The sequence below is a fragment of the Hydrogenophaga pseudoflava genome, assembly GCF_004353865.1.
Taxonomy (GTDB): domain Bacteria; phylum Pseudomonadota; class Gammaproteobacteria; order Burkholderiales; family Burkholderiaceae_C; genus Hydrogenophaga; species Hydrogenophaga pseudoflava.
Genome location: NZ_CP037867.1, coordinates 2,850,073 through 2,876,334, shown reverse-complemented (window position 1 = coordinate 2,876,334; position 26,262 = coordinate 2,850,073). Strand labels below are relative to the sequence as shown.

General features: G+C 64.0%; 25 protein-coding genes and 1 tRNA gene. 9 read left to right on the top strand and 17 right to left on the bottom strand.

Going from position 1 to position 26,262, the window contains the following annotated elements; all coding sequences use genetic code 11:
* The first annotated feature begins 103 nt into the window (after positions 1 to 103).
* Entirely contained in the window at positions 104 to 1,243 is a 1,140-nt protein-coding gene (locus tag HPF_RS13790; RefSeq protein ID WP_165961705.1) for a L,D-transpeptidase family protein, read from the top strand.
* A 112-nt stretch (positions 1,244 to 1,355) separates the two neighbouring features.
* Here HPF_RS13790 and HPF_RS13785 read toward each other — a convergent pair whose 3' ends face one another.
* From HPF_RS13785 to HPF_RS13775, 3 genes are all read right to left on the bottom strand, one after another.
* Positions 1,356 to 2,078, bottom strand: a complete 723-nt coding sequence (locus tag HPF_RS13785; protein ID WP_165961704.1) for a helix-turn-helix transcriptional regulator — start codon at positions 2,076 to 2,078, stop codon at positions 1,356 to 1,358.
* Between the two features lie 34 nt (positions 2,079 to 2,112).
* The gene (locus tag HPF_RS13780; protein ID WP_133156891.1) at positions 2,113 to 2,550 is read right to left on the bottom strand and encodes a hypothetical protein; all 438 of its coding nucleotides are present in this window, start codon (positions 2,548 to 2,550) and stop codon (positions 2,113 to 2,115) included.
* 200 nt (positions 2,551 to 2,750) lie between these two features.
* Complete coding sequence (locus HPF_RS13775; protein WP_133156890.1) at positions 2,751 to 3,164, bottom strand: ACT domain-containing protein; 414 nt, start codon at positions 3,162 to 3,164, stop codon at positions 2,751 to 2,753.
* Between the two features lie 266 nt (positions 3,165 to 3,430).
* Between HPF_RS13775 and HPF_RS13770 the strand changes: the two genes are divergently transcribed.
* Together HPF_RS13770 and HPF_RS13765 are read left to right on the top strand one after the other, a co-directional pair.
* Entirely contained in the window at positions 3,431 to 4,375 is a 945-nt protein-coding gene (locus HPF_RS13770) for a fatty acid desaturase family protein (RefSeq protein WP_133156889.1), read from the top strand.
* Positions 4,375 to 5,637, top strand: coding sequence for an SLC5/6 family protein (locus HPF_RS13765; protein WP_133156888.1), 1,263 nt, complete (start codon positions 4,375 to 4,377; stop codon positions 5,635 to 5,637). Before HPF_RS13770 ends, HPF_RS13765 begins: the two co-directional genes overlap by 1 nt.
* On the opposite strand, the gene HPF_RS13760 is transcribed toward HPF_RS13765, so the two are convergent.
* A complete protein-coding gene (locus HPF_RS13760; protein ID WP_133156887.1) occupies positions 5,563 to 6,573 on the bottom strand; it encodes an HTH-type transcriptional regulator ArgP in 1,011 nt (336 codons plus the stop codon). The genes HPF_RS13765 and HPF_RS13760 overlap by 75 nt on opposite strands.
* A 246-nt stretch (positions 6,574 to 6,819) precedes the next feature.
* Between HPF_RS13760 and HPF_RS13755 the strand changes: the two genes are divergently transcribed.
* Positions 6,820 to 7,119, top strand: coding sequence for a hypothetical protein (locus HPF_RS13755; protein WP_133156886.1), 300 nt, complete (start codon positions 6,820 to 6,822; stop codon positions 7,117 to 7,119).
* 276 nt (positions 7,120 to 7,395) lie between these two features.
* On the opposite strand, the gene HPF_RS13750 is transcribed toward HPF_RS13755, so the two are convergent.
* From HPF_RS13750 to HPF_RS13705, 10 genes are all read right to left on the bottom strand, one after another.
* Positions 7,396 to 7,560, bottom strand: coding sequence for a helix-turn-helix transcriptional regulator (locus tag HPF_RS13750; RefSeq protein WP_264186551.1), 165 nt, complete (start codon positions 7,558 to 7,560; stop codon positions 7,396 to 7,398).
* Between the two features lie 842 nt (positions 7,561 to 8,402).
* Positions 8,403 to 8,478: transfer RNA gene (locus tag HPF_RS13745), tRNA-Asn, on the bottom strand.
* Positions 8,479 to 8,543: 65 nt separating this feature from the next.
* On the bottom strand, positions 8,544 to 9,608 hold the full coding sequence (locus HPF_RS13740) for an NAD(P)/FAD-dependent oxidoreductase (RefSeq protein ID WP_133156884.1): 1,065 nt from the start codon (positions 9,606 to 9,608) through the stop codon (positions 8,544 to 8,546).
* Between the two features lie 9 nt (positions 9,609 to 9,617).
* Entirely contained in the window at positions 9,618 to 9,947 is a 330-nt protein-coding gene (gene fdxA / locus HPF_RS13735) for a ferredoxin FdxA (protein WP_133156883.1), read from the bottom strand.
* A 109-nt stretch (positions 9,948 to 10,056) separates the two neighbouring features.
* Positions 10,057 to 11,361, bottom strand: coding sequence for a sulfate adenylyltransferase subunit 1 (locus HPF_RS13730; RefSeq protein ID WP_133156882.1), 1,305 nt, complete (start codon positions 11,359 to 11,361; stop codon positions 10,057 to 10,059).
* 44 nt (positions 11,362 to 11,405) lie between these two features.
* Positions 11,406 to 12,362, bottom strand: coding sequence for a sulfate adenylyltransferase subunit CysD (gene cysD, locus HPF_RS13725; RefSeq protein ID WP_079365769.1), 957 nt, complete (start codon positions 12,360 to 12,362; stop codon positions 11,406 to 11,408).
* Between the two features lie 35 nt (positions 12,363 to 12,397).
* The gene (locus tag HPF_RS13720; RefSeq protein ID WP_127805938.1) at positions 12,398 to 13,021 is read right to left on the bottom strand and encodes a phosphoadenosine phosphosulfate reductase domain-containing protein; all 624 of its coding nucleotides are present in this window, start codon (positions 13,019 to 13,021) and stop codon (positions 12,398 to 12,400) included.
* A gap of 17 nt (positions 13,022 to 13,038) precedes the next feature.
* Complete coding sequence (locus HPF_RS13715; protein ID WP_133156881.1) at positions 13,039 to 13,422, bottom strand: DUF934 domain-containing protein; 384 nt, start codon at positions 13,420 to 13,422, stop codon at positions 13,039 to 13,041.
* Between the two features lie 17 nt (positions 13,423 to 13,439).
* Positions 13,440 to 15,221 (bottom strand): nitrite/sulfite reductase, encoded by a 1,782-nt coding sequence (locus HPF_RS13710; RefSeq protein WP_133156880.1) that lies wholly within the window; start codon positions 15,219 to 15,221, stop codon positions 13,440 to 13,442.
* Positions 15,222 to 15,241: 20 nt separating this feature from the next.
* Entirely contained in the window at positions 15,242 to 16,033 is a 792-nt protein-coding gene (locus HPF_RS13705) for a sulfite exporter TauE/SafE family protein (RefSeq protein WP_133156879.1), read from the bottom strand.
* Positions 16,034 to 16,170: 137 nt separating this feature from the next.
* Here HPF_RS13705 and HPF_RS13700 point away from each other — a divergent pair, with 137 nt between their 5' ends.
* The gene (locus HPF_RS13700; RefSeq protein WP_079365774.1) at positions 16,171 to 16,962 is read left to right on the top strand and encodes a hypothetical protein; all 792 of its coding nucleotides are present in this window, start codon (positions 16,171 to 16,173) and stop codon (positions 16,960 to 16,962) included.
* Between the two features lie 6 nt (positions 16,963 to 16,968).
* On the opposite strand, the gene HPF_RS13695 is transcribed toward HPF_RS13700, so the two are convergent.
* Together HPF_RS13695 and HPF_RS13690 are read right to left on the bottom strand one after the other, a co-directional pair.
* The gene (locus tag HPF_RS13695) at positions 16,969 to 18,138 is read right to left on the bottom strand and encodes an FAD-dependent oxidoreductase (RefSeq protein ID WP_133156878.1); all 1,170 of its coding nucleotides are present in this window, start codon (positions 18,136 to 18,138) and stop codon (positions 16,969 to 16,971) included.
* Positions 18,139 to 18,162: 24 nt separating this feature from the next.
* Positions 18,163 to 18,441 carry an oxidative damage protection protein gene (locus HPF_RS13690; protein ID WP_066151138.1) on the bottom strand — a complete coding sequence of 93 codons (279 nt, stop codon included), beginning with the start codon at positions 18,439 to 18,441 and terminating at the stop codon, positions 18,163 to 18,165.
* 289 nt (positions 18,442 to 18,730) lie between these two features.
* Here HPF_RS13690 and HPF_RS13685 point away from each other — a divergent pair, with 289 nt between their 5' ends.
* Positions 18,731 to 19,507 (top strand): ferredoxin--NADP reductase, encoded by a 777-nt coding sequence (locus HPF_RS13685; protein WP_066151134.1) that lies wholly within the window; start codon positions 18,731 to 18,733, stop codon positions 19,505 to 19,507.
* A 72-nt stretch (positions 19,508 to 19,579) separates the two neighbouring features.
* A complete protein-coding gene (locus HPF_RS13680; RefSeq protein ID WP_133156877.1) occupies positions 19,580 to 20,092 on the top strand; it encodes a disulfide bond formation protein B in 513 nt (170 codons plus the stop codon).
* Between the two features lie 29 nt (positions 20,093 to 20,121).
* On the opposite strand, the gene argA is transcribed toward HPF_RS13680, so the two are convergent.
* Positions 20,122 to 21,462, bottom strand: coding sequence for an amino-acid N-acetyltransferase (gene argA / locus HPF_RS13675; RefSeq protein ID WP_066151130.1), 1,341 nt, complete (start codon positions 21,460 to 21,462; stop codon positions 20,122 to 20,124).
* A gap of 69 nt (positions 21,463 to 21,531) precedes the next feature.
* Between argA and hrpA the strand changes: the two genes are divergently transcribed.
* Both hrpA and HPF_RS13665 read left to right on the top strand, forming a co-directional pair.
* On the top strand, positions 21,532 to 25,467 hold the full coding sequence (gene hrpA / locus HPF_RS13670) for an ATP-dependent RNA helicase HrpA (RefSeq protein ID WP_207959405.1): 3,936 nt from the start codon (positions 21,532 to 21,534) through the stop codon (positions 25,465 to 25,467).
* A gap of 71 nt (positions 25,468 to 25,538) precedes the next feature.
* Positions 25,539 to 26,255, top strand: coding sequence for a twin-arginine translocation signal domain-containing protein (locus HPF_RS13665; protein ID WP_127805942.1), 717 nt, complete (start codon positions 25,539 to 25,541; stop codon positions 26,253 to 26,255).
* Positions 26,256 to 26,262 lie beyond the last annotated feature (7 nt).

The following is a 26,262-nucleotide window of genomic DNA, read 5'->3' as shown; positions in this document are numbered from 1 at the left end:
TCGGGTCACCACCCGACGAAAGTTGCTCTCCCGAGCTGCGCTCGCAGGTGCGTCTCTGGTTTTGCCATTCGGACAGGCCAGCGGCCAGACCACCAGAAGCAGCTTGAACGATGGCGCTGTTCTGGCCGGCTCATTGAGTTCGTCGCCGGAAGCGCGCCTCATCGCGGTCTACCGCGCCATCGCGGCCGGGGACCGGCATGCCCTGCCATTGGCCGCGGCGCTGGTGCGTGACGTGCCGGGTTTCCAGTTGGGACAACTCGTCTACGGGGACCTTCTGATGGCCCAGAGTGGAACGCTGCCCAGCTTCGCCACGGTGAAGGATGGCCCTCCGGCCGTTCGGGAGCAACTGCAAAAACTGCGCGCCGAGGCCACCCGGCGCCTGGGTTCGCTCAGAGAGATGCCACCGCCCGGCACCGTGCCGGAGCAGGTGCTGGAGCTCGCCCGCAACGTTCGGCATGTGGTCGTCGTAGACGCCAGCCATTCACGGGTCTACGTGTTCGAGCAGAAGTCCAGCGGCCTGCAGCTGGTTCGCAGTTTCTATGCGTCCATTGGTCGGGCGGGTTTTGACAAAGAGGTGGAAGGTGATCTGCGCACGCCGTTGGGCATCTACCACATCACCAGCAGGCTGGACGACCAGCAGGTGGAAGAGCTGTACGGAATCGGCGCGCTGCCTCTGAACTATCCGAACGAGCACGACCGTCGCATGGGCCGAACGGGCAGCGGCATCTGGTTGCATGGCGTCCCTCGCGTCTCTTACGCCCGCAGCCCCTACGCCACAGAAGGTTGTGTCGCCTTGGCCAACGACGACATGGCTTACCTCATGGAGGTGCTGCAAACCCGGCGCACACCTGTTGTCATTGCGAACGAGGTGAACTGGGTTCGACCCGCCGACCAGGCGGCCGAACGGCGCAGTTTCGAAACTCTGCTCACCAAGTGGCAAGAGGCACGTGCCCGCGGCGATGCTCGCACTTTGTTGGCCCTGCAAACGGCGGACTTCAATGCGCGCGTTGACAACCCGCTGCGCAAGGCGTCCCTTGATGCCGAGCCCCTGGGCGCCAGCGGGGAACTCGATCCGCAGGCCGATTGGCGTCAGGTTTCCGTCTTTCGCTGGAAGCGAGGGGCCGAGGTGACCATCGTCAACTACACCGTGGTGAGCACGAAGCCGTCACGCAGCGCCGACCGTCGCCAATACTGGGCACGGGAGCAAGGGCGCTGGCGCCTGTTTTTCGATGGAGCCGTCTGAGCTGCCCTTTAAGCATCATTCAACCCCTGCTCAGGGCACTGTATGCGCCGTACTTTGTTGCAAAGGACGTCGGTCCACGCGCGAAGTGCGATGACCAAGGACATGCGCTGCACTACAGGAGTCCATAGAGGCGCGCGATACGCACCGCAGTGCGCCGATCAGGCGCCCCCAACTTGGCATTGAGCCGCTGGAACCGGCAGTCGATGGTTTTGGCTTCCAGATTCATGGCCGCGCCGATGAGCTTGCTGCTGTGACCGGCGGCCTCATGGCGTAGGAGTTGCAGGTCGGCGTCTGTGAGGCGCACCCCTTGAAGCAGCTCTTCGCGCATGGATTGCGCGATCCAGTGATGCAACTCCATGGCGAGCGCGCGTGCCAGCACACGCAACTTAGGGAAATTTTCGCCGTCAAACCTACTGGGGTCGGCTGATCCCAGGCACAGGACGCCCACCCGGGAGAGGCCAACCGGGCTGGGAGCAGGCGCAATCAGAGCAGAGGTGAAACCATGCTGTGCCGCTGTGCGGGTGAAGTCGATTTCTTCGTTCGATGAGCAGGCCAAGTCGCTGGCGCGGATGGGCTCCGCGTTGCTCGATGCATACCGCAACCAGGGGTCGTATTCGAACCATTGGTGAGACGCGTATTCAGCCGCCCATGCCGGGTCGCACGCCCACATCGACCGAAAGGAGGTTCGGGTTGCATCATCCCGGAGGCAACTCAGGAAGACGCCCGCGTCAGCACCCAGACCGGCAACAACCTCGTGAAAGAGCGATAGCACTTTCCCAGAAGAGCTGACGTCTGCGATCAGGGGCAGCAGCTGCAAAACACGCACATCGTCCATGCTGTCGCACCCGTGCGCAGCGTGCCTGTTGGATTCAGCACCTGGCAGTAAATGCTGCATGGCCTTCGCGCACCAGCTTGCTGAACAGCAGGCCATCTCCAAACCGCAGTGGCTCAACCGCGCACCACAAGTCGAAGCTCTTCACGTCACGAAACACCATCGTCTGTACCAGCCGCGTACCCGCACCTTGACGTTGGGTGCGCTCCATCAGCAGACCGAAGTTGGTGGCGCGCAGCAGGAAGGTTACAGCGCCATCGGCTGAGACTAGCAACGAGTCGCCCGCCGCAGCAAGTCCAGTTTTGTGACCTGCAGACAACGCAGCCGAGTCAGCGCGTTTGACGACAAGCGCCGAACGCTTTGAGCCCAAAGGGCGAGCAGGCGCGTCGATAGGGTCTATGCGTCGTTTGACCGAGGATTGGGTCAACACGGAGCGTGCTGACTGCATCACCACGGGAGTCTGAAAGTTGCTCATCCCCACTCCTACAGGTCGGGTTGACCGACAGGCCACGCGGTGCTGGCACCGAGTGACCCACTCTTCAAGTCTCAACTGATTGGATAGAGGGGAGGGTAGACAAACGCGTCGTGCGATGTCAAAGGAAATCCGGTCAGGGCGACCAAATCTGCAGCTAGGTCAGTCGCGCTAAACGACGACGACCCGATGCACGCGGTTCCTCAAATCACTGCTGGCGCGCTGCTTTGGCTCAAAGCCTCCAGCAACGAAAACGCATCGTCGGCCCGATTCACCGGGATGAACAGGTGATCGTGGTGGAAGGCTGCGACCGCGTTGCAGGGGATGCCCGCTTTGGCCAATGCAGAGGAGATCATGGCCAGGAAGCCGATGGCCTCCAGCGAAGAGTGCACGGTGAGCGTGATGAGTTTGGCCTCGAAGATGTAGGGTACTTTGGCTTGAACGGCTTGAGAGCGCTCCACGATGGCCGTCAGTCCTTCTGACTCTCTGAACGTACAGATGGGGGAGAGGTCAACAGGAAGGCAATGGTCCTGGAAGGTGCAGTAGACGTAGGTCTCTGGCCTAAGGTCAGGGGCCATCATCTGCTGCAGCCGAACTTGGTCTTTTTCTCCGCTCATCCGATGTCCTCCTGTCAGGGCAATGGTGTTGGCTTTCGGCGCTGATTATGGGCGGCAGGCGTTCATCTGGCGCGTGCACAAGTGCGCAGGTGGACCGCTGAAAGCGGTCTGTTTAGCTGAATTGACACGAGGCCAAAGTTCCTAAACCACGACGTTCAAGCGGGATCTGCTGCTACCGTCTGGCGCAGCCCGGAACAGACTCCCGCCATCAACTGCTTTTGCCGCCGGGCGCCACACGGCAAAGCACAGTGAGAAGGAGTGTCCAAATGGCACCGACTTCCGAAGTCCTCGCGGACATGGCCGATCTTCGCAGCCAGCTGAGGGAACAGGGCAGTCCATACAGCGAGTTGTTCAAGCTGCGTCCCGCACGCGTGTTGCTCGATATTGCGTTCGACTGGACGCTCATGGTGGGAGCTGTTGCCGCCGTCGTGTGGCTCGATGTGATGCTCGCTCCCTTGTCCGTGCTAGTACTCGCCAATCGGCAACGGGCACTGGGCAACATCCTGCACGACGCGGGTCACCGAAACATTTTTCGAGACAAAGATCGGAACGATTTTGTAGCCCGTGGGCTGGTGGCGCCGTTGCTGTTCGCAAGCCTATCCCGATACCGGGAGACGCATTTCCAACACCACCTGGAGTTGGGCCGCACGCAAGGCGATCCCGACCTGATTCCGGGTCAGGATCATCTGCCATCTTCGTGGATGGTCAGCTACATAAAGTGCCTGCTTTCGTGGACCAATTGGCTCGGGTCACTGGGCGGCCATCTGTTCGACCAGAAGGTCAGCTTGAGGAGCAAAGCCTTCATCATGGGATGGTGGGCGAGCCTCGTCGGTGTGCTGGCCCTGTTGGGTGGCGGCGATTTTGCTTTGGCTTTTGTATCGCTGTGGTTGATCTCGCGGGCAACGCTGTTTCATTGCATCACCACATTTCGCGAGATGTGCGATCACTTCGGACTGCTACCGGGAGGGGTGTTTGGCTTCACCCGTGACATGGTCTGTCACGGACCCTGGCGCTGGATCATTCATCCGCGCAACAACGGCTACCACCTCACCCACCATCTGTTGCCAGCAGTTCCGTACTACCGACTTCCGGAAGCTCACACACTGCTGTGTCAGTTGCCTTTGTTCGAGGATCGATCACACATCTGTCGTGCCTACTTCACCACGCAAACGGCGGTGACGACCGAGTGGCAGAGCAAGGCGGCGACGTGATGGATCGCGTCCTGAGCAGCGTCCAGATCGCGGCGCTATTGGTGTCGGCCAGCTACGGCATCGGCTTCTTGTTCGGCTCCGGAGAACTGGCCCTGACACACGGGATGGCCGGAAGCATCTACGGCTTCGCCACAGGGTTGGGCATGCTGGCTCTCGCGGTGGTGGCAAAACCTCTGTGGCAGTCTGGTTTGTCGGTGTGGGACCTGTTTGGGCGTGCCTACGGCTCGCAACAGCGTGGCTTGGTGGCGGCTTTGTCCCTTGTATGGATGGCGGGTGTGCTCGCCGCGCAGATTCATGGCGGTGTGGCTGTCGCTCGCTTGCTGGGAGCACCCGATCCGTATGGACTGATCATCGTGCTGGTTCTGATCTACGCCGCAGCGCAAATGAGCCTTCGCATTGCTTCGGGTGTTTTCGCCGGCTGCCTTCTGTTGAGCGGGGTGGTTCTGGTGTACACCCTCGTTGCTGCAGATGGACTGGCACTCTATTGGCAGGCAGTGCCTAGGTTCGTGGAGGACCTGGATACCTTCAGTCCGACCCAAATGGGCACCATGTCCCTCGCCGTTTGCCTCCTTGTCGTCACTGGGGCCGACTACCACCAATTCGTGATGTCTGGTCGAACAGCCCAATGCGCCGTGGTCGGATGCGCCACGGCTGGGTTGGCGCTGATCCTGATTGGATTCTTGCCAACGGCTGTTGTGGTGGCGATGCAGACAACCGGCGTGCTGGTGGACATGCCAGATGGCAAGCAAGTCATTCCGTGGTTGCTGTCTCGCTCAGCCGGCCATCTTTCGGGGAGTCTGGGGGCTGCCATGTTGGTCGCACTGTCACTTGCTGCGTTGGGTTCCGGAGCGGCGATTTTGCGAGCGATGGCTTCAGCGATTAGCACGACTCTGCCAGGAATAGGGCGGCGAAGGCTTGCCTCAGCTTCGGCGCTCGTTATTGGGGCCATGCTTGCCGCGCGCGATCAGGGCATCGTGGAGACCATGGTGTCGGTCAACATCGTCTACTTGGCCAGCGTCGGCGTCTGCTTTTCTGCCTTGCTGGCAGACATCAACCTGACCCCTCAGCGTGCCAGGGCAACCATGGTCGCGGGGCTCATCGCGTCTGGCGGTGTCTACGCGGCCAGTTGGCTAGGCCTGCTGTCTACACAGGCTGACGCCAGTTCGCTGGTGGCTGGACTTGCGGCATCAATGGGTGTTGCAGTCGGCTTTGGTTTTGTTGCTGGCCACCGCCGGACTCGCATGACGAGGTCCTCTCGCTGAGTCGTCCGACCCAGCGACCACCAGCACTGGCTCTTCGACTGCTCGCGAAACCAGTTCACGTTGAGCCACCTTGACGATCAGCGCAGTGACGTCGTGAGCCAACGGCGGTTCGAGTTCCCAGTGGTGCCAGTACAGATCGACCATGACCCGGTGGTTTGGGCACAAGTCCACGAGCCGTCCGCTGTCGACCACCGGTTGTGCCTGGGTGCTCGGTATCAGGCCATAGCCTGCACCCATCGCCACGCCTTCCAGCAGGGCAACTGGTGACGGCAAAAAGTGTTTCGCGTACCGGTCTATCGGAAATCCGAAACGGCTTTTCAGGAAGTCGTCATGCAGGGAGTCTTTTCGATTGAAAAGGACGGCGGGTGTGGCCAGAACTGATGGAACAGTCAATCCGTCTGGAAATGCACTTACTGCGAAATCAGGCGTTGCGTAGCAGCGGTACTCCATGGCGCCGAGGCATTCGGCCACGAAACCATCGGCCGCTTTGGCACTGGTCGATATGCACCCAATGACTTCACCGCGAGACAGCAACTGAGATGTGTGGTCCTGATCGTCTGCAATCACTTCCAGTGCAACCAATTGGCTCAACAGGAGTTCCTTCAAGACCTCTGGAAACCAAGTAGCCAATGAATCCGCATTCACCGCAATGGAAAGCGGAACGGGCGCATGGAGTTTGGGCTGGGGCGCCAGTTCCTGCAAGGCAGACCCTTCCATGATTCTCAGCGCCTTCACGTATCGAAGCAGGACTTCTCCTGCCGGCGTGGGTGATACCGGTCGGTCTCGAAGCACCAGGACTGTGGACAGCGATTCTTCCAACGCCTTGATTCGCTGAGAGACGGCGCCCCTTGTGATACTCAATGCAGACGCCGCTTTTTCAAAGCTCTGCTGCTCAATCACAACGGCAAAAGTTTCCAACTGATCACGATCCAGCATGGGTATCTCCCGATGTCTGGCTGACGCGGTTGCCAACCTTCACCATTTAGTGGGGTAATCGGGAAATATGTCGATGGTTTTTAGGTGTCAAACGCTTCCGATAAGTTACGAGCAGTATCGGGTTTTGGCCGATTCAAGGCGGTGAGGCAGATGGCTGTAAAACACAAATTACACATGGTTGCCATGCGAAATGAACCGATGGATGGGATGTGGCATTCTTGAAGAGACTAAAAAAGGAGGTATTCCATGTGGCTTCTGGTGGCTCGTGAACCGAGGCAAGATGCTCCCCAATGGGCGGGCAGGAAAAGTCTTGCTGTTTTGGACGCGGTGGCATGGCCGCTGGTCGGCGTTTCTTTGCTTTATCTGTCTCGCATGTCGCTCGGTGTCGTCGGCCCGGTGTTGATGGCGGCGGCTTTCGTGTTGTCAATTGCCCGACTTCGTCGCGCCATCTGGCTGAACCACCGGTACCGATTCACTACCTGGCGATGGGGTGGGATGGTTCTCGGTCTGGTGATGTTGGGAGCCGTCCTGGACATGAGCGCTTGAGGGTTGCGTCAGGCGTGGGACGGTGATCCCAAAACGCGCTGGATCGTGTAGCCACTCAACCGTATTGCGCCAGATCTTCCTGCGCCACGGTCTGGGCTGTGCCCAAGGGAATGCGTATCGCGTTCGAAAGAAACCTGAGGCATCGTCCCCCAGCACGATCATGAGCATGTCCACGCGCTTGGCGTCCGCATCGTGGATGACCAGGTCACCAGGCTTCCACAGAGTTGTGTTCGGATCGTGGATCAGACCCATGGCATACCCCACTCGGCGGTGCAATCAGTGAGCCGCTACCGGGCGGGTTTCGCTCCACGCTTCGATGTCGGTACTCCGCCAAGCGACAGCATGTGAGGTCAGACGTACCGGGCAGGGGAACTGTTTGCTTGCGATCAGCCTATAGATGGTTGACCGCCCAAGCCCCGTGATCTTCATGACCGACCGCATGCGCAGAAAGACAAGTGAGGACTGATCTCGATGATCAGGCTGCAGGTTGGTTTGAAGCTGTTGCATGGCGCACCTCTGGTAGAAGCAACACCACCACTGTGCCGTCGGAACGTTCCTCTCGGTTCGCTGGATTCACATCAATTTCGTGCTGCATTCGTACATTGACCGCAGAGAGCGGTGCAGAAGCGCCAGGCTGAGCAGCACGAGGCGCGTCAGATACTTTTTTGCAAGCGCCTTGATCATTCGATACGAGTTACCCGCACGAGAAAACCATACAGGGCTTCTGCATAATTGATCGCAAATGTTCAACAAGATATCGCGAGACTACACATGCGGACGCTGTTCCTGAAGGGACACAAGGCCAAGCTTCAGCGTTGGCATGTGGCCGCCTGGGCATGTGGGGTCGTTGCCGTATTGCTCACCGTGCTCGCACTGCTGGAAGAAGCGATTTCATGGCATGTGGCGTCCTTGTGGTTGCTTGCAGCTGCTGTGTTCGCAGGGCTAGCGATACTTGTCGGCCGCTGGGTGTACCGACGGCGCCTGCAGGACTCGACTCGGAGTCTGAAAGACTCTGCACTTTGGTAGTGTGGTCAAGTGCGACTCCTGGCTTTGGTTGTCGCCACTGTGGGAGGTGATTGCTTGCAGAGGCGCAGTCACTGGCAGGTAAGTCATGCCTGCACATGCCTTGGCGCCATAAAGGTGTAGCCCACTGAGTTTGATCATGGTGTTGTACTCAAGATACACACACCAAACCCCCTGGAAATTTCGGACACGTGTCGGACACGAGCCGCCCAGAAAGCAAAAAAGTCAGCAGGCGCTAACCTGCTGACTCTCATGTTTCTTGGCTCCCCGACCTGGACTCGAACCAGGGACCTGCGGATTAACAGTCCGTCGCTCTACCGACTGAGCTATCAGGGAACAGCCTCAAATTATAGTGTGATTTTTATGATGTTTGGAAGCCGGGTCACAGTTTCTTCAAAAAATTATGGAACTGGGCCGCCAAGTGGCTCGGGCCGCACTTCCAGCAGGCGATGCAGTCGGGAACTGGAGGTTGTGTATTCGAGGTGGATGGCTTTGCCGGGAAACACCCGCGTGGCTGCCGCATACGCTGCGAGCACGCACTCGTGGAAGCCACAGACGATGAGCTTCCTCTTTCCCGGGTAGGTGTTGATGTCGCCAACAGCGAAGATCCCGGGCTCGCTGGTGGAAAACGTCGCGGTGTCGACTACCAGCTGTTTGCGTTCCAGCGCGAGTCCCCACTGGGCCATGGCGCCCAGACGGGGTGAGAGTCCCTGCATCACATACATGCTGTCGACGTCCAGGCGTTCTGCGGCGCCATCGGCCCGCAAAACACTGACAGCGCTCAGACGTTCGCCATCCGATTCGCAGGCGGTGGCCTGGCCAATCAGCAACCGCATGCGTCCCTGTGCACAGAGCGCGCGCATCTGCGTCTGCAAGTCCGTGCTGGACTGAAACACATCGCGTCGGTGCATCAGTGTCACATCGACGCCGCCTTGGTTCACCAGGGACAGCGCCCATTGCATGGCGCTGTCGGTGTCTCCAACCACCAGCACGCGACGCCCGATTTCCTGTTCCGGGAGGCGCGGAAAGAAAAAAAGCTGCGAGCCTTCAAAGGTCTCCAGACCCTCGAGCTTGAGGCGACGTGGCTCGAAGGCGCCGACACCTGCGGCGATGAACACCGTCCTGGTCAGCAGCGAGGTTCGCTGGGAGGTCGACACCAGAAAGCGATCATCGCCTTGTCGTTCGACACGGGATACCGTCTGCCCGAGATGAAAGGTGGGTTCGAAGGGGCGAACCTGTTTCAGCAGCGCATCGGTCAACTCCTGACCGGTGCAGGCGGGCACGGCAGGAATGTCATAGATCGGTTTGTCGGGATAGAGCTCTGCGGGCTGCCCGCCAGGGTGCGGGAGCGCGTCGACGACGTGGGTCCGGATCTCCAGCAGCCCCAGCTGAAAAGCCTGGAACAGGCCCACAGGACCGGCACCGATGATGACCGCATCGGTCTCGATCACGTCACCGGTCATCATCTCCTGGGATCAGCGGGCGAGTTCGGACAGTTTGCCGGTGCGGTCTTTCCACTCCTCGTGGTCGGGCAGCGGATCTTTGCGCTTGGTGATGCTCTTCCAGTTCGGCAGCTTGGCCAGTTCGGCGTTGAGCTCTGTCATGTGCACCTGGTCTTTGGGCAGATCCTCTTCGGCGAAGATGGCGCTGACCGGGCACTCGGGAATGCAGACCGCACAGTCGATGCACTCGTCCGGATCGATGGTCAGGAAGTTCGGGCCTTCGCGGAAGCAGTCGACGGGGCAGACGTCGACGCAGTCGGTGTATTTGCAGCGGATGCAGGCTTCGGTGACGACGTGGGTCATGGTGTGGGAGGAAAATCGATCAAACCAAGGATTTTAGGCGGAGCAGGAGGGTAAGGCCCCGGGGAAGCCCTTGGCCTTGATATTGGTTAAACCCGACTTGCGAAGCGCGTCAGTTCACCAGCACGGCACCGGAAGTTTTGTGGCTGGCGGTGTCCACCAGCACCAGCGAACCCAGCGCACGCGACTGTGCGAACGGTGCAGTGGCCAGCGGTTCCTGCAGCGCCAGTTCGACGTGGCCAATGGCGTTGGGTTCTAGCTGGGTGGCTTCCCCTTCCGCCAGGGTGTGGATGTCCAACTTGTGCACGATGCGCTTGACCTTGGCCTTGACCCAGCGGTGGCCATGCAGCGCCCAGTAGACACGGCCGGCGACCAGGGTTTCATCGTCCATCCAAGCGACCGTGGCGCGGATCTCGCGGCTGGCTTCGAGGGATTGACCTTGCTCGTCCACGGCCAGCAGCCAGTCGCCGCGCGAGACATCGACCTCGCGGTCGAGCACGATGCCGGCGCTGTGACCGGCGGGGACCGCCTGCGGGTTGCGCACGTGGTTGAGCACTTGCGCCACGGTGGCGGTCTGGCCGCTGGGCATGACCTTGACCTGCAGGCCTGGCTGGACGACGCCGGTGGCGACACGGCCCCAGAACACACGGCGGCCCTGGCTGGTGTCGGAAGACGAGGAGAACTTTTCGACCCACTGCACAGGGAAGGCCAGCGGCAGCTCGGTGTCCGGGCGGGTCACCGGCAGGTGCTCCAGGATGTTGAGCAGGGTCGGGCCCTGATAGCCGCACCAGCCAGCCTGCACGGGGGCGTCGACCACGTTCCAGCCCTTGAGGGCTGAGACCGGGACGGTGGCGGTGACCTCGATCCCGGCGTCCGCTGCAAACGCGCTCAGAGCACCCGCGATGTTGGTGAACGCCAGCGCGCTGTCCTCCACCGCGTCGAGCTTGTTGACGGCAAACACGACGGAGGGCACGCGCAGCAGCTTGAGCAACAGCGAGTGGCGGCGTGTCTGGGGCAGCAGCTTCAGGCCGGCGTCTTTCCAGTCCAGCTTGGTCGCGTCGACGAGCACCACGGCGGCGTCGGCGGCCGAGGCGGCCGTGACCATGTTGCGGGTGTACTGCTCGTGTCCGGGGGCGTCGCCGATGATGAACTTGCGGGCCTCGGTGTTGAAGTAGCGGTAGGCGACGTCGATGGTGATGCCCTGCTCGCGTTCGGCCGACAGGCCATCGGTCAGCAGTGCGAGATCGGTCTCACCCTGGCGCTGCACGCCGGCGAGGTGGTCTTGCAGCACCGCCTTGCTGTCCACCAGCAGGCGGCCGATCAGGGTGCTCTTGCCGTCATCGACCGAGCCGCAGGTGATGAACTTCAGGGCGGTGCGGGTGTCGGCGGCAGTGGAGGGGGTAACAACAGCGTTCATGGGAATGTCCGGGGAAAGGTCGGTTCGTGGGTGCGAAGTCGGCTTCAGAAGTAACCGTCTTTTTTCCGCTTCTCCATCGAAGCTTCGGACGTCTTGTCGTCCATGCGCGTCGCACCGCGCTCGCTGACGTCAGCCGCCAGAGTCTCGATCACGATGTCGCCGGCGGTGGCGGCCAGGCTCTCCACCGGGCAGGTGCAGGTGATGTCGCCCACGGTGCGAAAGCGCACATCGCGGATCTGCACCGTCTCGCCATCCTTGGGCGGGGTGAGTTCGGTCACAGGCACGAGCAGGCCGCGGCGGTCGACCACCTCGCGCTTGTGGGTGTAGTAGATCGAGGGCAGGGCGATGGCTTCGCGCTCGATGTACTGCCACACGTCCAGTTCGGTCCAGTTGCTGATGGGGAACACGCGGAAGTGCTCGCCCGGGGCCAGGCGGGTGTTGAACAGGGTCCAGAGCTCGGGGCGCTGGGCCTTGGGTTGCCACTGGCCGAAGCTGTCGCGGTGCGAAAAGATGCGTTCCTTGGCGCGCGCCTTTTCCTCGTCGCGGCGGGCACCGCCGATCAGTGCGTCGAAGCGAAATTCCTCGATGGCTTCCAGCAGCGTGACCGACTGGTGCACGTTGCGGCTCTCCCCCGGGTGGGCCAGGCGCACGGTGCCGCGGGCCATCGAATCTTCGACGCTGCGCACGATCAGTTCGGCTTGCAGTTCCTTGGCGCGGCTGTCGCGGAAGTCGGTCACTTCCGGGAAGTTGTGGCCGGTGTCGATCATCAGCAGCGGGTAGGGGATGCGGCCGATGCCGAAAGCCTTCTCCGCGCACTTGAGCATGACCAGCGAGTCCTTGCCGCCCGAGAAGAGCAGGGCGGGGCGCTCGAAGGCGGCGGCCACCTCGCGCAGGATGAAGATGGTTTCCTCTTCAAGCGCGTCCAGGTGGGCGTTGCTCAGGTGGTGTTGGGCAGCGTTGTGGGCGGATTGCAGCACGGCGGAGTCGGTACGGGCGTTCATGATCGTTGTCGGCAGTCGGTTCGGTGGGCCGGGCTTCAATGAGCCAGGTGCAGGCCGCACTCGCGGTTTTCTTCGCCCTTGGTCGGGTCCACGTAGTCGAAGTTGTTGGGCAGGCCGTGCAGCTCGCAGTAGTGGTACAGGTCCTTGGACGTCCAGTGCAGCAGCGGGGCAACCTTGATCAGGCCGTCCGGGTTGATGCTCACCGGGTCCATCTGCGCGCGCACGGCGGTGTCGGTGGCGCGCAGGGCGGTGAACCAGACCTTGGGCGCCGTCTCGCGCAGGGCGCGGGCAAACGGCTCCAGCTTCACTTCTTCGGTGAACGCGGCGTGGCGCGGGTCGTCCAGCGCGGGCGTGGCGCCTTCCACGGCCTCGCGGTGCGCGCGCGAGCGCCGCGGCAGGTAGATCTTCAGGTTCAGCTTGAGCTGGCGGGTCACCTCGTCGGCGAAGCGGTAGGTGGCCTCGGTGTTGTAGCCGTTGTCCATCCAGACCACCGGCACGTCCGGGTTGACCTGGGTGACCAGGTGCAGGATCACCGCCTCGAAGGGGCGGAAGTTGGTGGTGACGATGGCCGGCTGATTCAGGCCCAGGGCCCACTTGACGAGGGCGGGGGTGTCGCGGCCGATGTCGGCGTTGATTTTTGCGAGATCAATGGTGCTCATGGTGTTCGTCCTGGTGCTCAGGCGTGGGCGAAGTGCGGGCGGGTGTCCACGGCATCGCCCTGGTAGTAGGCGTCGTACTGGGCCAGCAGCTTCTGTCCGTGCTCGATGCTCTGGTCGGCGCGCAGCACGGCCTGTGTGAAGCCGCTGCGCTGCATCTGCGCCAGCTGGTCGATCAGCACATCGCCGATGGCGCGGATCTGGCCGGTGAAGCCCAGACGGCGGCGCAGCAGGAAGGCCTGGCTGAAGGCGCGGCCGTCGGCAAACGATGGGAACTGCAGCTGCACCGTGTGGACGCCGTCCAGGGCAGCTTCGCGCGGGTCGGCGTCGTTGGGCAGGGTCAGGGTGCCGGTGTCGTCGGCGCTGAAGCTGTCGGCCTTGAAGAGTTGGATCGTGGGTTTCATGTCGTGGGCTCCTGCGTTCAGGCGGTGACCGGGGTGCGGGCCGTGGCCACGCGCACCGCGTTGGCGGCGGTCTTGAAGGGCTCGATGCCGACCCGCTTGACGGTGTTGACGAAGGTCTCGGCCGGCTGGCGCTGGGCACGGAAGGTGTCGATCAGCGCCTCGATCACGTCGACCATCTCGTCGGCCGCGAAGGACGGACCGATCACCTTGCCCGGCACCGCTTCACCCGACAGGCGCGTGCCGTCGGAGCCGCCCAGGGTGACCTGGTACCACTCCTGGCCGTCCTTGTCGACGCCCAGGATGCCGATGTGGCCGCTGTGGTGGTGGCCGCAGCTGTTGATGCAGCCGCTGATGTGCAGGTCGATCTCGCCGAGGTCGTGCAGTTCGTCCAGGTCCTGGTAGCGGGCCAGCAGGGCCTGTGCGATGGGCAGCGAGCGGGCGTTGGCCAGATCGCAGAAGTCGCCGCCTGGGCAGGCGATCATGTCGGACAGCAGGCCGATGTTGGGCTTGGCCAGGCCCAGGCGACGCGCCTCGCGCCACAGCTCGGGCAACTGATCGCAGCTGACCCAGGGCAGCAGCAGGTTCTGTTCGTGGGTCACGCGGGCTTCGCCGCAGGAGAAACGGTCCACCAGCTCGGCCGCGCGTTCCAGCTGGTCGGCCGTGGCGTCGCCGGGCGCAGAGCCCAGCCGCTTGAAGGACAGAGTGACGGCGCGCAGGTCGGGGTTCTGGTGCGGCTTGACATTGCGGGTCAGCCAGCGGCTGAACTCGACGTCGTCCTCGGCGGCGGCCTTGAGGATGTTGGCGATCTTGGCGTCGGCACTCTTGCGATCGCAGCGAAGGGTGGGTTGGACAAAGAAGGCGCTCACGCGGTCCAGCTCGGCCTGCGTGATGGTGTGTGGCGCGCCGTCTTTTTCGACGATGTCGCGGTACTCGGCTTCCACCTGGTCGGTGAAGGACTGGCCTTCGGCCTTGACCAGGATCTTGATGCGGGCCTTGTACTTGTTGTCGCGGCGGCCGAAGCGGTTGTACGCGCGCACCACGGCTTCGAGGTAGTTGAGGATCTGGTGCCAGGGCAGGAACTCACGGATCACCGATCCGATGACGGGGGTGCGGCCCATGCCGCCACCCACGCGCACCTGGAAGCCCAGATCGCCGTCCACGTTGCGCAGCAGGCGCAGGCCCACGTCGTGCCAGGGCGTGGCGGCGCGGTCTTCGCGGGCACCGGTGATGGCGATCTTGAACTTCCGCGGCAGGAAGGCGAACTCCGGGTGCAGCGTGCTCCACTGGCGCATGATTTCCGCGAAGGGGCGCGGGTCGGCCACCTCATCGACGGCGATGCCGGCCAGGGCGTCGGTGGTGATGTTGCGAATGCAGTTGCCGCTGGTCTGGATGCCATGCAGGTTCACGCTGGCCAGCAGGTCCATGGCGTCGGCGGCGCGGTGCAGCGGGATCCAGTTGTACTGCACGTTCTGGCGCGTGGTGAAGTGGGCGCAGCGGTCCGGCAGGCTGGGCACGTCGGCCAGGGCGGCGTTGGCTTTGGAGGTGTCGTGAGCCTCCTTGTGGTCGAAGTCGCGGGCCAGTTTGGCCAGCACGCGCAGCTGGGTGGTGTTGATTTCGCCATAGGGCACGGCCACGCGCAGCATGGGCGCAAAGCGCTGGATGTACCAGCCGTTCTGCAGGCGCAGCGGCTTGAAAGCTTCGTCGTCCAGCGTGCCGGCCTGGAAGCGTTCGAGCTGGTCGCGGAACTGGGCGGCGCGCTGTTGGACGAACTGTCGGTCGAAATCGGAGTACTGGTACATGGCTGTCGTGAGGCGATAAATCAGAAGGCGATCAGCTTGGTGCCGGCGTAGGCCAGCAGCAGCGAGAGCAGGGAGCGCACCAGACGCTCTGGCGTGTGGCGCATCAGGCGGGTGCCGAGCCAGATGCCGGGCAGCGAACCGGCCAGCAGCTTGCCCAGCAGAGGCCAGTCGACCGAGCCGAGGCTGGCGTGGCCCAGACCGGCGACCAGGGTCAGCGGCACGGCGTAGGCGATGTCGGCGGCCACGATGCGCGGCAGCGGCAGCAGCGGGAACAGGAGCAGCAACACCGAGACACCGATGGCGCCAGCGCCGACCGAGGTCAGCGTGACCAGGGTGCCGATGACGGCGCCGAACAGCACCGGCAGGCTCCAGTGGCGGGCATGGGTGGCTTTGTCGATTTCCGTCGTGGGCAGACTTCGCGGCAGCACCTTGCCACGGGCCGCCTTGTAGAGCATGGCGGCGGCGGTCAGCAGCAGGGCCACGCCCAGCGTGTGGGTCATGACCGACTGCACTGCAGGGCTGGCTGGGCCCACCTGGTGCAGCACCCAGAGCGTGACCAGCGCAGCTGGGATGCTGCCGGCGCACAGCTGGGCCACCACGCGCCAAGGCACCAGGCGCTGGCGTGCCAGATTGATGGTGCCACCCGCCTTGGTCACGGCCGCGAACAGCAGGTCGGTGCCCACGGCGAGGTAAGGCTTGATTCCGTAGAAGAAAATAAGGATGGGGGTCATCAGCGAACCGCCGCCCACGCCGGTCAGGCCCACGACGAGGCCCACAGAAAAACCGGCAAAGACAAAAGCAAGTTCTGACATGGGGCGCGACTCTACGCAAATGCCCATATATCTCAAACGACATTTTGGTTGTTCATATATTTCTTCTGGTTATCAGTGGTGTCGGATGTCTGGTCTCTTTTGGTTGTGCAGCGGCGTCACGCGGGTAACATGCGCCGATGGTCAAGCAGCGGATTCATGTGCAGGTGGTGGGCTTCAGCGACGTGGAGCGACATGCGCTCAACACCGTTTTCCGACTGTCCGAAGAGCGCGAACTGAGTTACGCGCCCTGGGTGCCACTGACCGCGCCCGGGGTCCAGGCCCCGACCCGGCTGGCAGAAGTGGCTCTGGTGGACGGCGACGCGGCCGAGGCGGTGTTGTCCCATGCCAGGGAGACCCCGCCGGGTCAGCGACTGATCTGGGTGGGGTCGCATGCACCTGCGCATGCTTGGCGAGTGCTGGAGCGGCCGATTCAGTGGGCCGTCATGCTCAATGATCTGGATGCGGTGTATGCCGCGCGACGGGTGGACTCCGGCTTTCTCGACCTGGATGTGACCCAGCCCGGGCCACTGGAGACCGGCTCGGAGTCGCCAAACAAGCGGGCGCTGATCGTTGGCGCCGCGGGCGAGCGCGGGCAGGTCACGGCCTGGCTGTCCGGGGTGGGGGTGTCGGAGGTGGACGAGGCGGACAGCACCGAAGCCGCTCTTGAATGCATCGGACGCCGCCGTTATGTCTGTGGGGTATTCGACCTGGACGAGCACCACGTCGACACCTGGCAGCTGGCGCGGCTGTTTTCACAGCACAACGCCAATGCGCTGACCGTGGGGGTCAGCGAGCACGCCGACCCCCTGGCACCCTGGCTCAATCGTCGGCGGCTCAAGCGGGACACGGAACGCACGGGCATCAGCGCCCTGGTGGGTCGGCCGTTGCAGGAAGCCCAGTGGCGGCGCTGGCTTGAACTCCTGGCCTGAGCCGGTTCAGGCCACCGGCTGCCGGCGGGCTGCCCTCCAGGCGAAACGGGCCGGGTCGAGGGCCTTCTCCAGGTCCCGATCCTGCTCGGGCAGCGGCGAGGGCTCGCCGCTCATCCGGCCGGCCAACCAGTCGGCACACCAGTGGGCCAGCGTCAGGCCGCGGGAGCCAAGCGCCGTCAGCATGAACAGTCCTGGCAGACGGGGCGTCTGCAGCAACGGGACCCTGCCGCGGCGCCCCCCAGCGGCGTTGAACAATTCCTGCATGGCTTTCAGGTCGGGCGCGGCGCCGACCATCGGCAGCCGGTCCTGCGACGCACACCGGACCTGGGACCAGCCAAGCAGGCGCCCGTCGCTGGCGCAGCGTCGCAGCTCGGCAGCCGCCTGCGGATGCATCTCTTCCAGGCTCACCGCGTTGCGTTCATGAGCCGCGGAATCCACGGTGGTGTCGTCGCGACCGCGTTCGTAAGTGGAACCCATGGCCCAGACGCGGGAAGGCCATGAAGGCGGCAGACCGGCATCTTCGTAGGCCGGCACAAAGACCCCGTTGTTGCGCATGGGGCGGGGCGCGAGCGGTGGCGTCTGCAGGGCCGCGAGCGTCAGCTGGCCCTTGACCGGTCGCAGCGGCACCGCGCCCGATCCGTGGCCGTGGATTCCTTCCAGCAATGGAAACGCCCCGTAGGCGGTGGCCACCACCACAGTCGGCGCGGCGCCGAGCACCACGCCTGCACCATCCCTGGCCACCCACTGTCCATCCTCGCGGACCAGGCTGGCCACAGCGGCATCGAAGCGGATGCTCAGGCCCCCGGAGGACTGCGCCTCAGACAGCCAGGCCAGGACCAGTGCCGACGGCCGGACCACCGCTGCAGGCCAGCGGCCGGGGTCGTGTCCGAGGTTGTCGACTTCCGTGGCCTGCCAGCCGTGGCCCTGTGGCACCAGACGCTCGAGCTGGGACCGTGCATCGGCCACGCCCAGGGAGCAAAGGCGCGAGAGCGGTGTCGGCGCGCGCGTGACATGCGGGCTGAGCATGCCCACTGGAAGGCCGGAGGCGCCCATGGCGGCCTGGCGGCCGCGTTCGAGCAGCTCGACCCGCCAGCCCCGGCGGGCGAGGGTCGCGCAACAGGCAGCACCGGCCAGACCGGCGCCCAGCACCAGCGCGTGGCGGGATGAGGAGGTCACCAGGGAAGGAGGTGATCCGGCTGCTTATTGACCCGCGCTCGGGGGCACATAGCCCGCCGCCGCGTCGGCACCTTCGCCAAAAAAGTGCTTCTCCATCTGGCGGGCGAGGTACTGACGGGCCCGGGCATCGGCCAGGTTGAGGCGGTTTTCGTTGAGCAGCATGGTCTGGTGCTTGAGCCAGTCCGCCCAGGCTTCCTTGCTCACGTTCTCATAGATGCGCTTGCCCAGTTCGCCGGGGTAGGGTGGAAAGTCCAGGCCTTCGGCCTCCTTGCCGAGCTTGATGCAGTGGATGGTGCGTGCCATGGGGTTTCCTTATTCTGTTGATGTCTAAGTAAAATGAAAAACTATTCGTTCCAGTATTAACCCAAGGTCGGCATGATGCGAGCAGCCAGCAAGACCGGGTTGCATGGTGCAGGGGCCTGCAAGAGGGGCTCCACTGTAGCAATGAATACCCAGCGCAAGCGAATCCCCTTCGGGCGCCGGTGCCAGTTCCTGATATATCGCAAGGCGCGCCGGAACCCGACTTCTACAATCGCGAACTGTTTTTGTTTCCAAGTCCGGCGTCCCGGCCGGATCCATCTTCTTCAAGACCATGAGTGCATTTCTGGAAGAGCGCGTCCTGAGCGTTCATCACTGGACCGATCGTCTGTTCAGTTTCACCACCACCCGCGATACGGCGCTGCGCTTCTCCAACGGCCACTTCACCATGATCGGGCTGCGGGTGAACGACAAGCCGCTGCTGCGCGCCTACTCGATCGCCAGTGCCAACTATGAAGAGCATCTGGAGTTCCTGAGCATCAAGGTGCCGGACGGTCCGCTGACCAGCCGCCTGCAGCACATCCAGGTGGGCGACACCATCATCGTCGGCAAGAAGCCCACCGGTACGCTGCTGATCGACTACCTGCTGCCGGCCAAGCGCCTGTACCTGCTGGCCACCGGCACCGGGCTGGCGCCGTTTCTCTCGATCGTGCGCGACCCCGAGACTTACGAGAAGTTCGAGCAGGTGGTGCTGATCCACGGGGTGCGCGAGGTCAAGGAACTGGCCTACCGCGACATGCTGGAAACCCAGCTCAAGCAGCACGAGTTCCTGGGCGAGATGGTGAGCCAGCAGTTCATCTACTACCCGACCGTAACCCGCGAACCCTTCGTGCACCAGGGCCGCATCCCCAACATCATCGAGAGCGGCCAGATCGCCAAGGACACCGGCCTGCCTGAGTTGAACCCCGCCGAAGACCGCGTCATGATCTGCGGCAGCCCCGAGATGCTGCGCGACCTCAAGGCGCTGTGCGAGAAGCGCGGTTTTGCTGAGGGCAATACCACGCGCCCGGGCCAGTTCGTGATCGAGCGCGCGTTCGCCGACAACGGCTGATCGCCCGCCGCTGGAACTTGAAGGCGCTGGCCGGGTCCACCCGCAGCGCCTTTTTCATCTTCTGGAGTTTTCTTGAGTTTCCTCACCCCCGCCCTCGATGTTCTTGACCAGCACCCGCGCCGTGTGCTGACCCTGGTGGCTGCCGGCTGCATCGGTCTGCTGGCTTTCGGCATGTACCTGCAGCATGTGGTGGGACTGGAGCCCTGCCCGATGTGCATCGTGCAGCGTTATGCGCTGATCCTCGTGGCCATCGTGGCCGGCGTCGCGGCCTCCCTGTCTGGGGCCAAGGGTCGGCGCGTCGGCGTCGTCCTGATGGGGTTGCTGGCACTGGGCGGCGCCTTCGTCGCCGCGCGCCAGAGCTTTCTGCAGTGGTACCCGCCCGAGGTGCTCAGCTGCGGACGCGACTTCTACGGAATGATCGAATCGTTCCCGCTCAAGCGCGCGATTCCCATGATCTTCAAGGGCAGCGGCGACTGCTCGGCGATCGACTGGACCTTCCTGGGCCTGTCCATCGCAAACTGGTCCTTCCTCTGTTTTGCCGGCATTGCGGCGCTGGCGACGGCACTGCTGCTGCGCCGACGGTAGTAGGCGCGGCCCGCTCGCTGGGCAGGCTCTCAGCCCAGCTTCTTGACCAGCACCTGGCTGCGGCGATCCCAGTTGTACTTGCGCTTGCGCGCCTCGGGCAGCCAGTCGGGGTTGACCTGCACGAAGCCTCGCTTGATGAACCAGTGCATGGTGCGGGTGGTGAGCACGAAGATGCTCTGCAGTCCCTGGGCCCGGGCGCGGGTCTCGATGCGCTTGAGCAGGCGCTCGCCGTCGCCCTGGCTCTGGCTCTGTGGCGAAACGGTGAGCGCGGCCATTTCGGCGGTGCGCTCTTCGGGGTAGGGGTAGAGCGCGGCGCAGCCGAAGATCACGCCGTCGTGTTCGATGATGGTGTAGTTGCCGGCGTCGCGTTCGATCTCGGTGCGGTCGCGTTTGACCAGGGTGCCGTCCTTCTCGAAGGGCTCGATCAGGGCCACGATGCCACTGACGTCGTCGATGGTGGCTTCGCGCACGCTCTCCAGTTTCTCGTCCACCACCATGGTGCCGATGCCGTCGTGCACATAGATCTCCAGCAGCAGCGACCCGTCCAGCTTGAACGGAATGATGTGGCTGCGTTCCACACCACCTTCGCAGGCGCGCACGCAGTGCTGCAGGTAGAAGCCCGGATCGGTGGGCAGGGTGGCGACGGGCAGGCTGGCGATCAGGCGCTTGGCATCGGCCAGGGGCAGCTCGGTGTCGATGTCGCTTTCAGGATCGTTGGCGTCCACGCGGATGCCCGGGATCTCGGTCAGGAAGATGAGCTTGTCGCTCTGCAAGGCCACAGCCACCGAGGTCGCCACGTCTTCCATCCCGAGATTGAACGCCTCGCCGGTGGGTGAAAAGCCGAATGGCGAGATCAGCACCAGGGCGCCCATGTCCAGCGTGCGCTGGATGCCTTCGGTGTCCACCTTGCGCACCAGGCCCGTATGTTGGAAATCGACACCGTCGATCAGGCCCACCGGTCGGGCGGTGATGAAGTTGCCCGAAATCACGCGCACCCGGGCGCCGGCCATGGGCGTGTTGGGCAGGCCCTGGCTGAAGGCGGCTTCAATTTCGTAACGCAGCTGGCCCGCCGCTTCCTGTGCGCAATCCAGCGCGATCGGGTCGGTGATGCGCATGCCATGCGAGTACTTCGCCTCCTGGCCCTTGAGGCGCAGCTGTTCGTTGACCTGCGGGCGGAAGCCGTGCACCAGCACGATCTTCACGCCCATGGCCTGGATCATGGCGATGTCCTGCGCGATCGAGGCCAGCTTGCCCGCAGCGATGGCCTCGCCAGTCAGGCCGATCACGAAGGTCTGGTTCCGGAACTTGTGGATGTACGGGGCCACCGAACGGAACCAGGGCACGAAGGTGAAATTGAAGACGGTGGACATGTCGGGCGGGTGGGGCAGACGGGCGGGGTGCGCAGGATAATCGCGGGTTGCCCGATTTTGACTGAAGTTATCCCCTTGTCCTCCGCGCTGCACATCGAGTTCCCAGAAGCCTTGCCCGTCTCCGCCCGCCGGCAGGAGATCGAGGACGCCATCCGCGACCACCAGGTCGTGATCGTCTGCGGCGAAACCGGTTCGGGCAAGACCACGCAGTTGCCCAAGATTGCCCTGGCGATGGGGCGTGGCCGGCTCAACGCGAAGCCGGGCCAGCGCGGCCAGCTGATCGGCCACACGCAGCCGCGGCGGATCGCGGCCAGCAGCGTGGCCAAGCGCATTGCCGAAGAGCTGAAGACACCGCTGGGCGAGGTGGTGGGCTACAAGGTGCGCTTCCAGGACCGGCTGAGCAAGGACGCCTCGGTCAAGCTGATGACCGACGGCATCCTGCTGGCCGAGACGCAGACCGACCCCGACCTGCGCGCCTACGACACGCTGATCATCGACGAGGCGCACGAGCGCTCGCTGAACATCGACTTCCTGCTGGGTTACCTGCGCCAGCTGCTGCCGCGCCGGCCGGACCTGAAGGTGATCGTCACCTCGGCCACCATCGACGCGGACCGCTTTGCGGACTACTTCGCGTCCAGCAAAGGCAAAGCGCCTGTCTTGATGGTCTCTGGCCGCACCTACCCGGTGGAGGTGCGTTACCGGCCGTTTGAAGAGAGCCGCGAGTACGACCTGAACGATGCGATTGCCGACGGCGTGGACGAACTGTGGCGCGGTGGAGCAGGCCAGGGCGGTGACATCCTGGTGTTCCTGCCTGGCGAGCGCGAGATCCGCGAGGCCGCCGACCATCTGCGCAAACACCTGTCGCATCAGCCCGCGCTGCGCAACGCCGAGGTGCTGCCGCTGTTCGCGCGCCTGTCGCAGGCCGAGCAGGACCGCATCTTCCAGCCGCACGGCCAGCGCCGCATCGTGCTCTCGACCAATGTGGCCGAGACCTCGCTGACGGTGCCGGGCATCCGTTTCGTCATCGACGCCGGCACGGCCCGCGTCAAGCGCTACAGCTTCCGCCAGAAGGTGGAGCAGTTGCTCATCGAGCCGATCAGCCAGGCCGCGGCCAATCAGCGCGCCGGCCGTTGCGGCCGCGTGGCCGACGGCATCTGCATCCGTCTGTACGACGAGGCCGGGTTCAACAGCCGGCCGAAATTCACCGACCCCGAAATCCTGCGCAGCTCGCTGGCGGGGGTGATCCTGCGCATGAAGGCGCTGCACCTGGGTGCGGTGGAGGATTTCGCGTTTCTGGAAGCGCCGCAGCGCCGCGCCATCACCGACGGCTACCAGCTGCTGTCCGAACTGGGCGCAGTGGACGAGGCCAACGAACTCACCCGCATCGGCCAGACGCTCAGTCGCCTGCCCCTGGACCCGCGCGTGGGCCGCATCCTGTTGGAGGCGCAGCAGCGCGGCGCGCTGGACGAGGTGCTGGTCATTGCATCCGCGCTGAGCCTGCAGGACGTGCGCGACAGGCCAATGGACAAGCAGACCCAGGCCGACCAGGCGCACAAAAAGTTCGACGACGAGAAGAGCGAGTTCACCGGCACGCTCAAGCTCTGGAAGTGGCTGGAAGACAGCAAGGGCGGCCACGGCACCGATCACAAGCTCAGCCACCGCCAGTACGAAAATCTGCTGCGCGAGAACTACATCAACGTGCGGCGTGTGCGCGAGTGGCGCGACATCCATTCGCAGCTGCACACCGTGGTGGCAGAACACAAGTGGCCCATCAACACCGCGCCTGCGTCGTATGAACAGTTGCACCTGTCCATGCTCGCCGGCCTGCTGGGCAACATCGGCCAAAAGAACGACACCGAGGACTGGTACCTGGGCGCGCGCGGCATCAAGTTCCACCGCCACCCCGGCGCGAACCTGAGCAAGAAGCCTGGCCGCTGGATTGTCTGCGCCGAACTGGTGGAAACCGCGCGCCTGTTCGGTCGCGGCATTGCGAACATCGAGCCGCAGTGGCTGGAGCAGGTCGGCGGCCATTTGCTCAAGAAGCAGGTGCTGGACCCGCACTGGGAGAAGAAGGCCGGCCGCGTCAGCGCCTATGAACGTGCCACGCTGTACGGTCTGGTGGTCTATCAGCAGCGGCGGGTGGACTATCAAAAAGTGGACCCGGCCGGCGCGCGTGATCTCTTCATCCGCGAAGCCCTGGTGGGCCACCTGCACGAGGACACCTGGGACAGCAAGCTGCCCTTCCTGACCGCCAACCGCCGCACCGTGCGCGAGGTGCAGGAGCTGGAACACAAGGCACGCCGCCAGGATGTGCTGGTCGACGACGAACTGATCTACGCCTTCTACGATCAGCAACTGCCGGCCGACGTATGCAACGGCGCGGCTTTCGAGCGCTGGTACCGCGACGCCTCGCGCGCGAACCCGAAACTGCTGTTCCTCACGCGCGAAGAGCTGATGCGGCACGAGGCCGCCGGCATCACCACGCAGTCCTACCCCAAGACCATTCGCCTGGGTGGTGTGGACTGCGCCGCCGCCTACCTGCACGAGCCCGGTGACCCGCGCGACGGCGTGAGCGTGACCGTGCCCATCTTCGCACTCAACCAGGTCAGCGAAGACCGCTGCGACTGGCTGGTGCCCGGCATGCTCAAGGACAAGGTGCAGGCCTTGCTCAAGACCCTGCACCAGCGGCCGCGTTCGCGCCTGGTGCCGCTGCCGGCCACCGCCGAGAAGATGACCGAGGCCCTGTGCCAGCCCGAAACGTTCGGCAGCGGTAACCTGATGGACGCGCTGCTCAAGCTGGTGCGCGAGGCCACGCAGCTGCCGGTGCAGCGCAACGACATCAAGGTGGACATGCTGCCGGCCCACCATTTCATGCACCTGCGCGTGGTGGACGAACACGGCCGCCAGCTCGGCCAGGGGCGCAACCTGGGCGCACTGAAAGCCGAGCTGGGCAGTCAGGCGCGTGGCGCCTTCCAGGCGCTGGCTTCGCTCAAGCTCAAGGACATCGCGGCGCCCGCGGCTGCGCCCGCTGCAACGGCGCAGTCAACGGCCGCCGATGGCGTTCGCCGTATGCCTGCGCCCGACAAGGCCAAGGCACCGACCTCACCGGCCGCGAAGACGTCCAGCGCCGAACAGCGCCACACCACCTGGGACTTCGGCGAACTGCCCGAGCTGATGGAAATCCGCAAGGGTGGCCAGACGCTGATCGGTTTCCCGGCGCTGATCGACGACGGCGACGCGGTGCGCATCGAGGTCTTCGACGAGCCCGAGGTGGCGCAGGCGCGCCACCGCGCCGGCCTGCGCCGCCTGTTCGCGCTGCAGATCAAGGACGCGCTGAAGTACCTGGAGAAGAACCTGCCCGGCCTGCAGGCCATGGGCGTGGCCTACATGGCCGTTGGCAAGACCGACAGTGGCGGCGGTGGCGGCACGCTGGACGAACTGAAGAACCAGATCCTCGATCTCGCCCTGGACCGTGCCTTCCTGACCGACCCGTTGCCGGCGGACGCCGCGGCCTTCAAAGCTCGGGTGGACGAGGGCAGAGGACGCCTGACCCTGATCGCCAACGAGATCGCGCGCCAGGCTGGCGTGATCCTCACCGAGTTCGCAGCCGCGCAGCGCAAGCTCAAGGACAGCAAGCCTCCGGCCGACGTGGCCACCGACGTGCAGCAGCAACTGCAGCGCCTGGTGCCCAAGACCTTCCTGAGCGCCACGCCCTACGCGCAGCTGCAGCATTTCCCGCGCTACCTCAAGGCGGTGCAGTTGCGGCTGGACAAGCTGCGCGGCGACCCGGCGCGCGACGCGGCGAAGTTCGCGGAACTCCGGCCGCAGGACCAGCGCTTCTGGCGCCTGGTGGCCGAGCGCAAGGGTGTGCAGGACGCCCGGTTGCAGGAGGTGCGCTGGCTGCTGGAAGAGCTGCGCGTGAGCTTCTTTGCGCAGGAGCTGCGCACGCCGCAGCCGGTGAGCATCAAGCGCATCGACAAGGCCTGGGCCCAGCTCAACACCTGATCCGGCGTGCCCCTGTTGACAGGGGCGCCCGGCATGCGCTTCACTGACGCCTTCTTTGCATGGAGGTGTCCATGGATCGGCGTGACTTCGTGGAAGGGTGTGCGCTGGGCGCGGGTGCGCTGGCCACGACACTCGGGGCGGCCAGCTGGGCGGCACAGGCCACGCCGCGCCGCTACGCCCCGGCGTTGCTCGTCGACGAGCTGGGTGATCCGGTGAAAGCTTCGCAGCTGAAGCTGCAGACGAACTACGTGTTCCACTACCCGTTCGAGGCCACGCCGGTGTTCCTGCTGGACCTGGGCAAGGCCGCCATGCCACTGTCCCTCAAGACCAAGGGCCAGCAGGACTACCAGTGGCCCGGTGGCGTGGGGCCGCGCCGCAGCCTGGTGGCGTTCAGCGCCATTTGCGCCCACCAGCTGGTTTATCCCACCAAGGACCTGAGTTTCATCAGCTTCCGCAAGGGACCGGTGCTCAATCCGAAGACGCCCAGTCACGGCAACGACCTGATCCACTGCTGCGCCGACCACAGCCAATACGACCCGGCGCGCGGTGCCCAGGTGCTGGGCGGGCCGGCGGAACAACCGCTGTGCGCCGTGCTGCTGGAGCACGATGCGCGCACAGACACCCTGACCGCGACCGGCACCCTGGGTGGTGAACTCTTTGACGAGTTCTTTCGCAAGTACGAGATGAAGCTGAGCCTGGACGTCGGGCCCAAGGCGCGCCAGCCGGTGGCCGGGCGCAGCACCGTGAGGGAACTGGAGCGCTTCTGCCGCAACCCGATCCGCTGCTGACGCGCTG